General features: G+C 56.0%; 13 protein-coding genes and 1 pseudogene. 10 read left to right on the forward strand and 4 right to left on the reverse strand.

The window, feature by feature from the left end:
• Window positions 1-12: 12 nt before the first annotated feature.
• From EU556_RS26835 to EU556_RS14420, 5 genes and pseudogenes are all read left to right on the forward strand, one after another.
• Window positions 13-111, forward strand: a pseudogene (locus tag EU556_RS26835) (YkvA family protein); the annotation flags it as partial.
• 354 nt (window positions 112-465) lie between these two features.
• A complete protein-coding gene (locus tag EU556_RS14405) occupies window positions 466-2,721 on the forward strand; it encodes a S46 family peptidase (protein ID WP_135434856.1) in 2,256 nt (751 codons plus the stop codon).
• 349 nt (window positions 2,722-3,070) lie between these two features.
• The gene (locus EU556_RS14410; protein ID WP_135434857.1) at window positions 3,071-3,379 is read left to right on the forward strand and encodes a hypothetical protein; all 309 of its coding nucleotides are present in this window, start codon (window positions 3,071-3,073) and stop codon (window positions 3,377-3,379) included.
• A gap of 89 nt (window positions 3,380-3,468) precedes the next feature.
• Window positions 3,469-4,341, forward strand: coding sequence for a hypothetical protein (locus tag EU556_RS14415; protein WP_135434858.1), 873 nt, complete (start codon window positions 3,469-3,471; stop codon window positions 4,339-4,341).
• A 57-nt stretch (window positions 4,342-4,398) separates the two neighbouring features.
• The gene (locus EU556_RS14420; protein ID WP_135434859.1) at window positions 4,399-5,670 is read left to right on the forward strand and encodes a metal-dependent hydrolase family protein; all 1,272 of its coding nucleotides are present in this window, start codon (window positions 4,399-4,401) and stop codon (window positions 5,668-5,670) included.
• 97 nt (window positions 5,671-5,767) lie between these two features.
• Here the strand turns inward: EU556_RS14420 and EU556_RS14425 are convergent, their stop codons facing one another.
• Window positions 5,768-6,532 carry a glycosyltransferase family 2 protein gene (locus EU556_RS14425; RefSeq protein ID WP_135434860.1) on the reverse strand — a complete coding sequence of 255 codons (765 nt, stop codon included), beginning with the start codon at window positions 6,530-6,532 and terminating at the stop codon, window positions 5,768-5,770.
• 95 nt (window positions 6,533-6,627) lie between these two features.
• Here EU556_RS14425 and EU556_RS14430 point away from each other — a divergent pair, with 95 nt between their 5' ends.
• A complete protein-coding gene (locus tag EU556_RS14430; RefSeq protein ID WP_135434861.1) occupies window positions 6,628-6,927 on the forward strand; it encodes a hypothetical protein in 300 nt (99 codons plus the stop codon).
• Between the two features lie 151 nt (window positions 6,928-7,078).
• Window positions 7,079-7,930: a LysM peptidoglycan-binding domain-containing protein gene (locus EU556_RS14435; RefSeq protein WP_135434862.1), complete on the forward strand. Its 852-nt coding sequence runs from the start codon at window positions 7,079-7,081 to the stop codon at window positions 7,928-7,930.
• 105 nt (window positions 7,931-8,035) lie between these two features.
• Here the strand turns inward: EU556_RS14435 and EU556_RS14440 are convergent, their stop codons facing one another.
• Window positions 8,036-8,914, reverse strand: a complete 879-nt coding sequence (locus EU556_RS14440) for an SDR family oxidoreductase (protein ID WP_135434863.1) — start codon at window positions 8,912-8,914, stop codon at window positions 8,036-8,038.
• A 546-nt stretch (window positions 8,915-9,460) separates the two neighbouring features.
• Here EU556_RS14440 and EU556_RS14445 point away from each other — a divergent pair.
• The 3 genes from EU556_RS14445 to EU556_RS14455 all read left to right on the forward strand — a co-directional run bounded on the left by EU556_RS14445 (window position 9,461) and on the right by EU556_RS14455 (window position 12,418).
• Complete coding sequence (locus tag EU556_RS14445; RefSeq protein ID WP_135434864.1) at window positions 9,461-10,309, forward strand: NAD(P)H-binding protein; 849 nt, start codon at window positions 9,461-9,463, stop codon at window positions 10,307-10,309.
• A gap of 91 nt (window positions 10,310-10,400) precedes the next feature.
• The gene (locus EU556_RS14450; RefSeq protein ID WP_167855585.1) at window positions 10,401-11,660 is read left to right on the forward strand and encodes a BaiN/RdsA family NAD(P)/FAD-dependent oxidoreductase; all 1,260 of its coding nucleotides are present in this window, start codon (window positions 10,401-10,403) and stop codon (window positions 11,658-11,660) included.
• 311 nt (window positions 11,661-11,971) lie between these two features.
• Window positions 11,972-12,418 (forward strand): PA2169 family four-helix-bundle protein, encoded by a 447-nt coding sequence (locus EU556_RS14455; protein ID WP_135434865.1) that lies wholly within the window; start codon window positions 11,972-11,974, stop codon window positions 12,416-12,418.
• Window positions 12,419-12,576: 158 nt separating this feature from the next.
• Here the strand turns inward: EU556_RS14455 and EU556_RS14460 are convergent, their stop codons facing one another.
• Window positions 12,577-14,502, reverse strand: a complete 1,926-nt coding sequence (locus EU556_RS14460) for a DEAD/DEAH box helicase (protein ID WP_135434866.1) — start codon at window positions 14,500-14,502, stop codon at window positions 12,577-12,579.
• 401 nt (window positions 14,503-14,903) lie between these two features.
• Window positions 14,904-15,095: a cold-shock protein gene (locus tag EU556_RS14465; protein WP_088841860.1), complete on the reverse strand. Its 192-nt coding sequence runs from the start codon at window positions 15,093-15,095 to the stop codon at window positions 14,904-14,906.
• Between the last annotated feature and the right edge of the window lie 175 nt (window positions 15,096-15,270).

The raw sequence follows: 15,270 nt of genomic DNA on the forward strand, positions 1-15,270 counted from the left end.
ACCAGCACCATCGTTTCGGCGCTGGGCGTGCTGCTCTATACACTTTCGCCGGTTGATTTAGTACCTGACTTCATTCCGGTAGTAGGCTTCCTGGATGACCTGGCCCTGCTGAGCTGGTTCGTCGATAAGTTTCAGGGCGAAATTACCCGCTTCCGGGAGTGGGAAGACACTCATGCCGGCGAAGAAACCGACGACATTCCGGCCGCGTCACCAGCCCCGGCCGCTTCCAAGAGCAACGCGCAAAATGCTGCTGCAGTAGCTGAGCTAGGCCACTCCTAAGCGGCTACTATCGCCTTACATCTTCAGTGAGTACTCAGTAATGCCCACCCGGTTTCGGGTGGGCATTCTTGCGTGTGGTGAACGTACCGCGCTAGGTTTAGCCGACTTGCAAGCAGCCCGTTTGTTATTTTTGCGTCTTCCTTTTCACGCTAGGCCACCCAACTAGCCACCCTTATCTTCCTTTCTATGACCCGACTTTCCCGGCTGGTATTGCTGGCCCTCACCTTATTTACCCTGCTGCCACAGGCCCGCGCCGATGAAGGCATGTGGCTGCCGCTGCTGCTCAAGCAGCTCAACGAGGCCGATATGCAGAAGAAAGGCCTCAAGCTCACCGCCGAGCAGATTTATAGCATCAACCAAGGCAGCCTGAAAGATGCCGTGGTACAGTTTGGTGGGGGCTGCACTGGCGAAATCATTTCCGACCAGGGCCTGCTGCTCACCAACCACCACTGCGGCTACAGCCAAATCCAGAGCCATTCTTCCGTAGAAAAGGACTACCTCACGAAAGGTTACTGGGCAATGTCGCGGGAGCAGGAACTGCCCAACCCTGGCCTGACGGCTACTTTTATTGTGCGCATGGAGGACGTGACCAGCCAAGTGCTGGCCGGCGTGCCTACCACCAATATTCTGGAAGCCGACCGCGAGAAAATGGTGCTCGCCAACAGCCAGCGCGTAGCCCAGGCCGCCGTGCAAGGCACCAATTACCAGGCCTTTGTGCGCCCCATGTTCAGCGGCAACGAGTATTACCTGTTCGTGACCGAGGTGTTCCAAGACATTCGCTTAGTGGGTGCGCCGCCGAGCAGCATCGGCAAATTTGGTGGTGACACCGACAACTGGGCCTGGCCTCGCCACACCGGCGACTTCAGCATCTTCCGCATCTACGCCGGCCCCGATAATAAGCCCGCTCCGTATTCACCGGAGAATAAGCCCTTCAAGCCCCGCCACCACCTGCCCATTTCCCTGAGCGGCGTGCAGCCTGGCGACTTTACCCTGGTGTTCGGTTTTCCCGGTCGCACCAACGAGTACCTTACCTCCTGGGGCGTTGACGAGGTATATTCCCTCTCCAACCCCGCTAAGATCAAGGTGCGTGACGCCAAGCTGCGCATTCTGGATGCTGATATGAAGGCCTCCGACAAGGTGCGCATTCAGTACGCAGCCAAGTACGCCAGCATTGCCAACTACTGGAAGAAGTGGATTGGCGAAACCCGAGGCCTCAAGAAACTCGATGCCGTTACGCGCAAGCAAGAGCAGGAAGCGCAGTTTCAGAAATGGGCCGACAGCGGCGACGAAGCTCGTAAAGCGGCCTACTCCTCCTTGCTGCCCCAGTTTCAGAAAAACTATGCTACCGTGCGCGACTACACCCTGGCCCGCGACTACGTTACGGAAGCCGCCCTGGGTGTGGAGCTGATGCTCTACGCCAACAGTCTGCTCCCGGCCTTGGAAATGGTCGACAAAAAAGCTTCGCCGGAAGAAATGGCAGCCGCCATTGAGAAATTGAAGAAAGGTGCCCCCGGCTTCTTCCGCAATTACAATGTGGCTACCGATCAGAAGGTAGCCGCGGCCCTGCTCCCCCTCTACGCCAATGGCACGCCTACCGCGCTGCTACCGGCCTACGTGAGAAATCTGCAGAAGCAGTACGCTACCACCGGCGGCTGGAACGCTTACGCGGAGCAGCTCTACAGCAAGTCGCGCCTGACCTCGCTGGAAAGCGCGCTGAAAGTGCTGGATGAAGTAGCTAAAGGCAACGCCCAGGGTCTGCGCCAAGACCCCGCCATTCAGCTGGCCCAGGCCATCGTGAATACCTACCGCCAGCAGGTGCTGCCTACCTACAACGCCGCCACCGACAACATTGCCCTGCTCCAGCGCACCTACGTAGCCGGCCTGCGCCAGCAGCAAACCGACCGCAAGTTCTACCCCGATGCTAACTCTACCCTGCGAGTGGCCTACGGGCAGGTAGCTGGCTACGAGCCCGCCGACGGCACGAAGTACGACTTCTACACAACCCTCGACGGCATTATGGAGAAGGCTGACCCCACCAACCCCGAGTTTGAAGTACCCGCCCGCCTCGCCGAGCTATACAAAAACAAGGATTACGGCCCCTATGCCTACAAGGGCTCGGTGCCGGTGGCCTTCATTGCCACCAACCACACCACCGGCGGCAACTCCGGCTCCCCCGTCATCAATGGCCGCGGCGAGCTGATTGGTACCAACTTCGACCGTAACTGGGAAGGCACTATGTCGGATATCATGTTCGACCCCGACCGCGTGCGCAATATCACGCTGGATGTACGTTACATGCTCTTCGTGGTAGATAAATACGCCGGTGCCGGCCACCTCGTCAAGGAAATGACCCTCGTAGGCGGACCAAATGAAGCTGCTCCGGCGGGCAAAAAGCTGGAAAAGATTAAAGTGAAACGCAAGCCCGCAAAAGAGAAAGCCTAGTAGCCTAGCCCCTATCTGCAATGCCCGCCGGAAAACCTATCTTCCGGCGGGCATTTCTATTTTATATGGCTGCATGAGCCTCCTTCCTTTATTCCCGGACTTGCAACAAATTAGTCGGGGCCTCTTTGAACTGAACAGCTCGGTTACCTTTCAATATTCTTACTCTGCGATACGACTAAGCTGGAATCCTCCCACCCCCAAGCAAAAGTGGATAGGTCTAGCAATCCTCAGTCTATTCGCCATTATATGGGTAGGCTTCTGCATGTATGCGGAGGCCTACGGGCTGTTGATCCCCTTAATTCTTATGACAATAATAGCGTGGCTCTTTTCGGGTAGTACCGAAAATGATGTGCACAGACTACGCTTGCAGAACACAATACGAGTAGACATTGTGGCTCAAAACATTGTAGTCGAGCACCTGAATGAGGCGTACCGTCAGCAAGTTGCCACAGAGCAGTTGATACCATTTCGTGACGTGCAGGCGGTGAGGGTACAAGCCTCAGGGTACGCGGGCATTTTATATCTGGAGTTGGCAGATGCCAGCCAATTGTTCCTATTAGAAGTAGAAGCCGAGAATATTGCTCAGCTGATGGCTATTGTTCTGCGCCGGGTAGTTGGACTGCCTGAGCCCGTGCAGCGGCCTTGGTGGAAATTCTAATACATGCGCTTTTCTAGGCCTCTTCCGCTACCTTTCTCTTCTTCAATTCTACTTTCGTACTTGCCCCTGTTACCCACTTATAACTTACTATGAAGTATTCTTTTCTGGTCGCAGTACTATGCAGTATTGGCGGTTGGCAGCAAGTCACGGCCCAAACCACGAAAACACAAGCCCTGGAGCAGGGAATTCTCCGCGAAGGCCTGGCGCTTTATGAGTCAGAGCGGGCCTCCTGGATTGCAACGGACCTGCTCATGGCTCGTCAGCCCGACATGACCGGCGTGGTGGGCTATCTGTCGTACGCTGACCAAGATTCCGTAAGTACCATCTTTCTTCACCAGGCATCTGACAAACAGGCCCTTGCTGTGAAGTATGGTTTTACGTTTGCTCGCACCTCTATTCTCCCCGCTACCAGCCGAAACATCAGTGCCAGGCCAGCTTCAGCCCGGGAGGAGCGTCTTTTTGCGATGCGCTTGCTTGTGATGGATGAGCTACGGTCGCATAAGCTTCTAAAATCTGCTTATGGCTTTCCAGAAAACACCCGCCCCAATGTGGTGATCCTAGATGACAATCAAGGAGCTCGGGCCTACATCCTAACGGGTACTCAGGAAGAAGGGATATTGCCTATTGGCAACGACTTCCTAATGAGCTTTACTTCCGCCGGTAAGCTTAGCAAAGTAGAGCGCTTGCATAACAGCTACATCCCAATGCGTTTGCCAGAAGGAGATCAGACGATTGAAGCAGGCATGCACAGCCACTTGTCGGCTCATCCGTACATCACGCCTACGGACATCTGCTCTCTGCTGCTGTACCAAAATGCCTTTCCAGCCAAGCAACATCTGGTTATGAGCAATGAGTATGTTTCGATCTTCGATTTGCCGAAGCGACAACTAGCTTTTCTCACCAGAAAAGCCTTCGATAAGATTTATAAGGATCAGCAAAAAAGGCACCCCTCAAGTGAATAACCGTTGAGGCAGTGGCTATAGCAATTTCTTTCTCTACTCGCTCTTTTGGACCATTCTGTGCGCCTTCCCCTCCTTGCTAGCCTGCTTCTCTCTAGTCTGACCGGCTTAGCCCAAACAGTAACGCCTTCGTCAACTTCCTTTCTCCTCCGCCCCGCTGCCGTGTTCGATGGCGAAACCATGCACCCTGGCTGGGCCGTGCTGGTGGAGAATGACAAGATCAAAGCCGTAGGCCCCTCAGCCCAACTAGAGGCTCCCGCTGAGGCTCATACGCTGGAGCTGCCGGGGCTCACGCTGCTGCCCGGCCTCATTGAGGGGCACAGCCACATGCTATTGCACCCCTACAACGAAACGCCCTGGAACGACCAGGTACTGCAAGAGTCGCAGGCGCTGCGGGTAGCCCGCGCCACGGCTCATGCCCGCCGCACCCTGGAAGCCGGTTTCACCACGGCCCGTGACCTGGGCAGCGAGGGTGCCGGCTACGCCGATGTAGGCCTCAAGCAAGCCATCAACCAGAATCTAATCCCGGGGCCGCGCCTGCTCGTAGCCACGCGCGCCTTGGTAGCCACGGGCAGTTATGGGCCTAAGCTATCGGCTGATGTAGATGTGCCCCAGGGCGCCCAGGAAGCCGACGGTGTGGACGGGATCATCCGAGCAGTGCGGGAGCAAATTGGCAAAGGCGCCGATATCATTAAGGTGTACGCCGACTACCGCTGGGGGGCCAATGAGCCCAGCCGAGCCACATTTTCGCAGGATGAGCTTACCCTAATTGTGCAAACCGCCCGCAACGCAGGTAGGCCAGTGGTAGCTCATGCCAGCACGCCCGAGGGTATGCGGCGCGCAGCACTGGCCGGCGTACAAACCATTGAGCACGGCGACGCGGGTACGCTGGAAGTGTTTAAGCTGATGAAGCAGCGCGGAGTGGCCTTCTGCCCCACTGTGGCGGCCGGCGACGCCATTTCACAGTACCGCGGTTGGCGCAAAGGCCAGGACCCGGAGCCGGAACGCCTGCAGCAGAAACGCCTCAGCATGAAAGCAGCCAAGCAAAGCGGTGTCGAAATAGCCATTGGTGGCGACGTAGGAGTATTTGCGCATGGCGATAATCTACGCGAAGCAGAACAGCTAGTACAGGATTTTGCCCTACCAACACTCCAGGTGCTGCGCGGCCTCACCAGCACCAATGCCCGCTTGTTCCAACTCCCCGACCGCGGGCGCATTCAGCCCGGCCTGCTCGCCGACCTCATTGCCGTGCCCGGCGACCCCACGCAAGACATAAAAGCTCTGCGCCAAATCCGCTTGGTCATGAAGGGCGGAGTAGTGGTTAAGCAATAAAGCAAATATTCTGAGCAACAGGAGCTCAGGGTAGCTGCTAGGCCACCACTCAGCATCCTCTTGTTGCTCAGAATACCTGTTTTAGTGGCCTAGGCCACTACTTGCCTGGGCGCTCAATGCCCAGCGCCTGCAGTTGCTCGGCGTACTTGTCGTATATCACCTGCAGATCCTTGCTATGCTTGTCGGCATCTACTCCAATGCTCACATTGTTGGTATGGAAGCGGTGCAGATGGCTGATGTGGGGGCAGATGACGGGCAGGTGGCCCGCTAGCAGAAAGCGCACGTACAGGTCCAGGTCCTCGGCCATTTCGATTTCCTCGTCGTAGCCGCCTACTTCGTCAAACAAAGCGCGGCTATAGCACACGTTGCCCTGAATGAAGTGCTCGGCCTTGAAAATGGCCCGCAACATTTCCGTCGGCGAATCGAATTTCCAGGCATAGTAATCCTCATTGGGCAGGTAGCGCCGGTCTTGATCTACGCGCAGGAAATCAGCCACAAACCACGGCTTCCCATCGTGCTGCTGAATTTCAGCGGCGTAATGATAGAGGGCGCGCTGTAGTAGCACATCGTCGTCGTCGAGCGGGACGATCCAGCCATCAGTGGGGGCGTCTTGGCTAATTAAAAGGTTGCGGGCCGGACCGGGCAACAGTTTAGTAGCCTGGGAACGTACGCGCAGAGGCACACCTTCTTTCGTGGCTTCCGAGCGCAGCCACTCCGCGGTATCGTCGGTGCTGGCGTTTTCGCAAATTAAGTGTTCGAAGCTAAAATCAAGCGGAGCCGACACGCTGGCTCGCACGCTGGCTACCGTTTCAGGCAGAAACTGCAGCCGGTTGTAGGTTGGGGTAATAACGGAGAAGTGCATGGCCTGTATTCTCTCAGAACCTGGAAAAAGTTACACCCACGGGGTTTCCTCTCAACTTTCCTGGCCGCGCGGCGTTAAGGCGGTAGAGTACTACTATGGCCAAATTCGTCGTTTCCTTTCGTCTGCCCGATGCCTTTGAAGAGGAGTTCCTTGCCCTCATCCCCCGCCACCGTGCCTTTATAAACCGGCTCATCGAAGACAATATCATTGAGGCCTACGCCATTAGTGCCGACCGTAGCCGCGGATGGGTCACGATGAATGGGCAACACGGCGGTGCTATTCAGTCGATAGTGGAACAGTTTCCGCTTTATCGTTATTTGCGGGAGGTGGAAATTGACGAGCTATTTATCTTCGACAGTGCCGCCAGCCGTTTCCCGCGTATCAGCCTGAACTAGGCAGCCCTGGCGCCTACGCGGTGCCTAGCATGGCGCCGCTAACTGGCTATCAGCCAACCTTTGCCTTTATTTACCTCTCTCACTTCCGGCCCGGTTTGTGCATTGTGCTAGGCCACTTCCCCACGGCCTACTTTATTTTTTACGCGCCTCTATGATTTCTCTTTTTCGGCTCTCAGCCGCGGCAGCCATTCTGGTATCGGTATCAGCTGCTGCGCCGGCTCCCAGCGAAAAGCTTACTACCGATCAGCTAATTTCTAACTTAAGCACAGCCATCAACAACCTCAAAACGCTGCGGTGCACCGTGCGGGCGAAGGAGCGCATTGGCAACTCGTACCAGCAGGCACACACCGTCATGAAAATGGCGTTCAACCCTTACAAAGTGTACCTGCGCAATCAAAAGGGTGTGGAAGTGCTGTGGGTAACGGGCCAGAACAACGGCGACGCAATGGTGTATCCCAACAGCTTCCCCTATGTCACGCTCAACCTCGATCCGCTGGGCTCACTCATGCGCAAAAATCAGCATCATAGCGCGTTAGATGCCGGCTACGGTACCATCGCCGAAATGCTGCACGGTTCCAAACAGCGCCTCGACCACTCCTTTGAGAAGACGTTCCGCTACGATGGCGACACCACCATCGCCGGTCGCCCAGCCTATATTCTGCGCGCTAGCTATCCACAGTTCCGCTACGTGGCCTATAAAACCACCAAGCCCGAAACGGTTACCGCCATTTCTGATAAGTTTGGCTGCGGCGAATATCGTATTCTGGAACGCAATGAGTTAAGCGCCGGTGCCACAGTACCGGCGGGACGGACCCTGCAGGTGCCTAATGCCTACGGCCGCCGCATCGTGATGTGTATCGACCAGAAAATGATGCTGCCGCTGGTAGTGCAAGTACACGACGACAAGGGTCTGTATGAGAAATTTGAATTCTCCGATGTAATTCCCAACCAGCCCATTCCGGCCGCAGAGTTTACGAAGGACTTTAAAGGCTATAAGTTTTAAGCCCGAATTCGGACTTCGAGATTCAACAAAAAAGCCGCCTAACCGGGCGGCTTTTTTGTTGTACATACTGGCCTAGCGTATTTCTAGTCCACTTGGCGGTAGCTGTTACCGACGCATGGTTCTTTCAATTTCATCCCACATGGGCGCCGGAATGGCTTCGAGCTTGTTGAACTCGCCGGCGCCATTAAGCCATTCACCGCCGTCGAGGGTTACTACCTCACCGTTCATGTAGGCTGCAAAATCCGACACCATGTAGGCCGCCAGGTTGGCCAGTTCCTGATGGTCGCCGACGCGCTTGAGCGGCACGCTGGCGGCGGGGTCGAGCTTAGAAGCCAGGGCTTCGGGGAACAGGCGGCTCCAGGCGCCTTCTGTCGGGAATGGCCCCGGGGCAATAGCATTGGAGCGGATACCGTACTTGGCCCACTCAACCGCTAGGGAACGAGTGAGGGCCAACACACCTGCTTTAGCCGCTGCCGAGGGCACCACGTAGGCCGAACCGACTGATGCATAGGTAGTTACTATATTCAGAATGGTACCAGGCTTCTGGTCAGCAATCCAGCGCTTACCAAAGGCCAGGGTGCAGTTGTAAGATCCTTTCAGCACGATATCCACAATCACATCAAACGCCTTATGACTCAGGCGTTCGGTGGGGCTGATGAAGTTACCGGCCGCGTTATTGAGTAGTACATCTACGCCGCCATAAGTGTCAATGGTCTTTTGCAGCAACTTTTCTACCTCGTCGTACTTGCGCACGTCGCACTGCACGGCCAGCACTTGCCCGCCGGTTTGCTGGCGCAGTTCCTCAGCAGTGGCTTCCAACACCTCCAGCTTGCGGGAGCTAATCACGACGTTGGCCCCGAGCTGCAGGAAATAGGTGGTCATGGCGCGGCCTAGGCCAGTGCCGCCGCCCGTCACGACGATGGTTTTGCCCTGCAGGGCATTATCGCGGAGCATGGGCTGGGCGTAAGGATGGCTGGAAGACATACGGATGTTGGTGGGAAAGTGAGGTTGGGGAAGTTGAAATCAACGGCAGCTACTACCGCTCCTCAAATAAACCAGTTATTCGGGTAACTGTGCCTTCGGCAATAATTCTTGAGCCCTCACAACCATAGAAAGCAACACCTGCACGCATAAGCTCCTGATGTACTCTAGTGCTGTGTTCCGATTCAATACTATACATCCGGGCATACAGCCACTCATTTACTGGCAATGGTAATTCTCTCCGCCAGGAATTACTGGTTTCAGGGTTATAGAAATCCGGATAAATGGGGAAGTAGGTCCTGTTGTTATTGGTTGTAGCGTACCGAAAATTCCAGCGGATACCGTTGTACGGCGGCAAATTGCGCCCTCCTTCCTCAGGAGTCAGAATACGAATACGGGCCTCCAAATCGTCCCGGAGGTCTTCATATAATTGATAAGGGCTAGTCATTGCGCTAGAATTACTTTTTTGGAGTGACGCAAAATAGCGCGCCTGGCTTTCCAGGAGGGACTTCTTGTGTAAGAAAGATTTTTTGCCACCTTTACCCTCACATGACCAACGCCGCTGCCTCCTTTCGCTCTTCGTCACTGCCAACTGTTGCCGTATTGGGCTGCGGCTGGCTAGGCCTGCCTTTGGCCCGGACTTTAGTTAAAGAAGGTTACCGGGTGCATGGCTCTACCACCACGCCGCTTCAGCTGCTCACCCTGCGCGATGCCGGCATCCGGCCGTTTCTGCTGCGCCTCAGTGCGAAGCTCTCCCCCACCGACGCCGACACGCTGAGCGCCATGCTGCAGGATGTGGAGGTACTAGTTCTTAACATTCCGCCTTCGCGGGCGGCCGGTTCTGCCGAGGCCTATCCCGAACTGCTGAAACCCGTGGTAGAGGCCGCTGCCCAGGCGGGAGTGCAGCACATTCTGTACGTAAGTACTACGGGCGTGTACCCCGACGAGCCCCGCCCCATGCGCGAAACCGATGCCCGCGCCGCCCCCGACGCTACAGCCCCATTGCTCCGGGCCGAAGCGCTTTTCCCGGCCCCCAATCACACCGTTGTGCGCTTAGGTGGCCTACTGGGGCCAGGCCGGGCCGCGGGCCGTTTCCTGGCCGGCCGGCAAGATTTACCTCAAGGTGATGCACCCGTCAACCTGATTCACCTCGATGATTGCGTGGGTTTACTCTGCCACATCATTGAGTTGGAAATTTGGGGACACACCTTCAATGCTTGCGCCGCCAACCACCCTACTCGCCGTGAGTTTTACCCCCAGGCGGCCGCCCGGCTAGGATTGCAGCCCCCTACGTTTCTGCCAGAGTCGGCGGGCGGCAAGCTGATTGACAGCACCTTAGTGCGGAAGCTAACCGGCTATACTTTTCAGCACGACGACGTGCTGGAAACGCTTGGCTAGGCCACTTCAGCCGTAGGTTTACGCTTGTATTTCAGCTGCCTAAAGTAGCTGATTACATGGTACTCGGGCGGCAGAGTCGTACCTTTGCAGCGTGAAAGTAGAGAAGGAAACAGTTGCCATTATTGGGGGTGGCGCCGCAGGTTTTTTCGGGGCAATTACCTGCGCCGAAACCAACCCTCACCTGCGGGTACTGCTGATTGAGAAGACTGGCAAACTGCTGAGTAAAGTGCGCATTTCAGGCGGAGGGCGCTGCAATGTAACGCACGCTGCCGATACACCCGCTCAATTGGTGCAGCACTACCCCCGGGGCCAAAAGCAGCTCAAAGAGCCCTTTAAACAGTTTGGGGCACTGGATACCGTCCGCTGGTTTGAGCGCCGCGGCGTGCGGCTCAAAACGGAGCCCGATGGTCGCATGTTTCCCACCACCGACTCCTCCGAAACCATTGCCCAGTGCCTCTTAGATGCCGCCCAGCAGGCCGGCGTGCAAATTTTGCTGCACACCCAGGCTGAGCACATTGAGCCCCTGCCGACGGGTGGGTTCCGCCTCACGCTCACCGGCCCACACGCCCAGACATTGGAAGTAGCGCGCCTGCTTATTGCTACCGGCGGCGCCCCAAAGGCCGACCAGTATGCGTGGCTGCGGCAGCTAGGCCACTCTATTCAGGAGCCTGTGCCCAGCCTGTTTACTTTTAACGTCCCCGACTCGCCCCTGCGGGAGCTGCCCGGCGTGAGCGTGCCGCAGGCCCGCGTGCGCGTGGCCGGCGAAAAGCTGGAATATGAAGGCCCAGTGCTCGTTACGCACTGGGGCCTTAGCGGTCCGGCCGTGCTCAAGCTCTCCGCCTGGGGCGCCCGCCGCCTCCATGAGCTGCAGTACCAAAGCACCGCCCTCGTCAACTGGATTCCGCAGCACACCGAAGAAACCCTACGGCAGTGGCTGCTGGAGTTTCGGGAGCAAAACGGCAAGAAAGGCGTGGTCAATAACCCACTGTTTGGCTTGCCTCAGCGCCTGTGGCGTACGTTGGCTGAGCAAGCCGGCATTGGGCCCGAAACGCGCTGGAACGAGTTACCAACCAAGCTCCAGAACCGCCTGATTGAAGGCTTGTTACGAACAGCCCTACCCGTCCGGGGTAAGACCACCTACAAAGATGAATTTGTGACTTGTGGTGGGGTTTTGCTCTCTGAAGTCAACATGCAAACCATGGAGAGCCGCCGCGTACCTGGCCTACACTTTGCCGGCGAGGTTCTAGACATCGACGGCATCACGGGCGGCTTCAATTTTCAAGCAGCTTGGACCACCGGCTTTCTCGCTGGCCGGGCAATGGGTGCGATGAATGAGCAAGTAAGTGAATGAGTGAAGTGGCCTAGGCCTACCCGACGCTACGAGTGAGGCGGCGTACCGGTAGCAATTCACGTCTAGCAAGATTTATGTCCCCAGCGGGGTGGCACTATTCGTTCAACGCGTAGGTCACCCTGCTGGGGCTTATTTTATTAGGCTCGTCTACTTTACCATTACCGTATCACCCTGCCTTGGCTATCGGGTAGGCCTAGGCCACTTCACTCCCCCCATTCGTTACTCAGCCACTACCTCGCAACCCTACTCGCTATTTAAGAGTAAAGGAAAGCACAATTATTCCTTTCCTAAACACCAAAACTGCTCTCCTCATGGATTCTAAAGCACTCCAAGCCGGTCTGAACGAACTTCTCGAAACTCTGAAAGACGGCCAGCGCGGCTACACCGAAGCGCTTACTGACGTAGAAGACGCTGATCTAAAGCAAGTATTCAAGAAATACGCTGCCCAGCGCTCGGAATACATTACCGAGTTGGAAGACCAGATGCACAAGCTGAACCTGCATCCTGAAGAAGAATCTTCTATCACGGGTACCGTGCACCGCGCATTCATCAACCTCAAAGGCCTTGTAACGGGCAAAGACCGTCACAGCATTTTGGCTGAGTGTGAGCGCGGCGAAGATTACGCCAAGAAAGCGTACGAAACTGCTCAGAAACTGCAGGACGTACCAAGCGAACTGAAGGCGCTGATCGAAAAGCAAGCCGCCGGCATCAAGCAGGGCCACGACGAAATCCGCAACCTGCGCGACGCTTCTAAATAGTACCACTGCGGTTTACTAAGCTAACGGTCTTTCTAGGCCAGTATCTAGCTTAACCAAACCAGTCATTACCCTAATAGCAAACAAAAAGGCCACTCTGCATGAGTGGCCTTTTTGTTTGCTGTGCCCCGCCGTTAAGCTGGACTTATTATGTAGTAAGACTATTCGTCGCCGCCGTCACGACGGCCTTTGTAGCCACCGCCATAGCTACCGCCGCGGTTACCACCGTAGCTGCCGCCACCGCGGTTGCCACCGAAGCCACCTTCCCGACGGTCGCCGCCGTAGCTACCACCGCGGTTGCCATAGCTACCGCCTTCCCGACGCTCGCCATAGCTGCCACCACCGCGGTTGCCACCGTAGCTGCCGCCCCGGTTGCCACCGAAGCCACCTTCGCGACGGTCGCCGCCAAACCCACCAGGTCCGCGACGCGGACGGTCGCCGCCGAAGCGGTTGCCGCCTTCCTGCTGAGCATCACCTTCTTGGCGCGGCGTAGCAATGTTGAAGGCCACCGGGCGGCCCTGGATGGTGCTGCGACCCAGCTGGCTAATCACTTCTTCCACGAACTCATTCGGTACTTCCACGAAGCTGAACTTGTCGTAGAGGGCGATGTCGCCTACTTTACCAGCGGTGAGGCTGGTGTTCTCAGCAATCAGGTCTACGATGTCGCGGGGGTGCAGACGGTCCTTCTTGCCCATGGTTACGAAGAGGCGCGTGAAGCCGGGGCGGGCAGCACCTTGGGTGCGGCTTGCGTCGAGGCTTTCCTGGGCGCGCTTGTCTTCCTTCATGGTCATCTTGAGCAGAGCCGCGGCCACGTCCAAAGACGTTACGCCATCTTCCTGGTCCTGATCGATGAGGCGCTGCACGCGGGCAATGTACTTGTCGAGGTTACCCTTTTCAATTACTTCCTTGATAGAGCCCAGCATGAGCGTAGTTTTCACCTCCGACACATCTTCGAAGGACGGCACGCGCTCCTGCTTGATGGTGGCTTTGGTGAAGCGCATGATATCGCGCAGCTTGTAGATGTCGCGGCCGCTCACGAAAGTGAAGGCTTTGCCCTGCTTGCCAGCGCGGCCGGTACGGCCAATGCGGTGCACATAGTATTCTTCGTCGGCGGGCAGGTCATAGTTTACTACTACTTCCACGTTGTCCACGTCGATACCGCGGGCGGCTACGTCGGTAGCTACTAGAATCTCCAGTGTGCCTTTGCGGAATTTATCGAGCGTGTTCTGGCGCTGCTGCTGACCCATGTCGCCGTGCAGACCTTCGGCGAAGTAGCCTTTGGCTTGTAGGTCGCCCACAATCTCGTCAACCATGCGCTTCGTGTTAGCGAAGACGATGCCCGACTTGATATTGTACATGTCGATGAGGCGCGTGAGCACGTCCTTCTTCTGCGGACCGCGCACTTCGAAGTAGCTCTGCTCGATGTTGGTAACCGTCATTTCCTGATGGTTTACCTTCACGATCTGGGGCTCCGTCTGGTAGCGCTTGGTCATCTCCATGATGGGCTTGCTCATGGTTGCGGAGAAGAACACCGTCTGACGGTCTTCCGGCATCTGCTTCAGCACCGTCTCGATGTCGTCGCGGAAGCCCATGTCCAGCATTTCATCAGCCTCGTCGAGGATGATGGTTTTGCAGTTGTCGAGCTTCAGAGTGCCGCGCTCAATGTGGTCCATTACGCGGCCGGGCGTACCAATTACAATCTGCACGCCACGCTCCAGGGCCCGGAACTGACGGTCGTAGGAAGAGCCACCGTAAATTGGCACTACCGACAGGCCACGCTTGTACTTGCCCAGCTTCTGAATCTCGCCGGATACCTGCACGGCCAGTTCGCGAGTGGGGCACAGCACCAGGGCCTGCACCTCGCGCGAGTCGGTATTGATGCGCTCAATGGTGGGGATGGAGAAGGCGGCGGTTTTGCCGGTACCCGTCTGGGCCTGGCCAATTACATCGCGGCCGGAGAGCAGTACGGGGATGGCGCCAGCTTGGATAGGCGAGGCTTCCTCATAGCCTACCTCACTAATGGCGCGCTGCATTTCTTCAGAGAGGGTTAGCTCACTGAATTTCATTTTTTCAGTTTCGTTTTCCATTTCTAGGTTGATGGAGTGGAGTCAATAGCTCTGAAAACAGCGGATTCAGCGACGCTCTTCTCCCACTCAACAACAACGACAAGTGACGGAAGCAACGGACGGAAGACAAAGCCGGCCCAACAAGTTTCTTAGAGGCAGCTCAGTAGCTGCGCGGAACGTGGCCGTTCTCAAATGCGGCTGCAAAGGTAAGAAGAAATATTGATAATCCTATTACCCGCTGTAATCATAGGCCCTGACCCTCGATCAAGTATGGCTAATTTTTACGACGAACCTACGCCCTTGTTATACTTCAGCTTAACGAAGCCACTGGGTATCAGCACTGGCCTAGGCCAGTAGAAAAACAAAAAAAGCAGGCCCTTTGGAGGACCTGCTTTTCAAAATCTATCCGGAGAAGGATGAAACTAAGCCAGCTTCACTTTCACGGCGTTCAGGCCTTTGCGACCCTGAGCAATTTCGAACTCAACTTTGTCTTTGTCGCGGATCTCGTCGATCAGCTCGCTTACGTGTACGAAGATGTCCTCGCCGGTCTCGTCCACTTTGATGAAACCAAAGCCTTTGGTTTCATTGAAGAATTTTACAGTTCCTGTCTGCATGGTACTTTTGTGATAGATGATTTTTTAAGATAAGCAGTTCTCAACTCTGCTTACCCTCCTTGCGGGAGTGCTTAACAGGACTTTGTTCACTACATTTTCTTAAACCTGCTTCAAAGATAATACTATCTTTTAAATTAACCATATACAGTACTATCATGCCCTGATTTTATACCAA

The sequence above is a fragment of the Hymenobacter fodinae genome (assembly GCF_004745825.1).
Classification (GTDB): domain Bacteria; phylum Bacteroidota; class Bacteroidia; order Cytophagales; family Hymenobacteraceae; genus Hymenobacter; species Hymenobacter fodinae.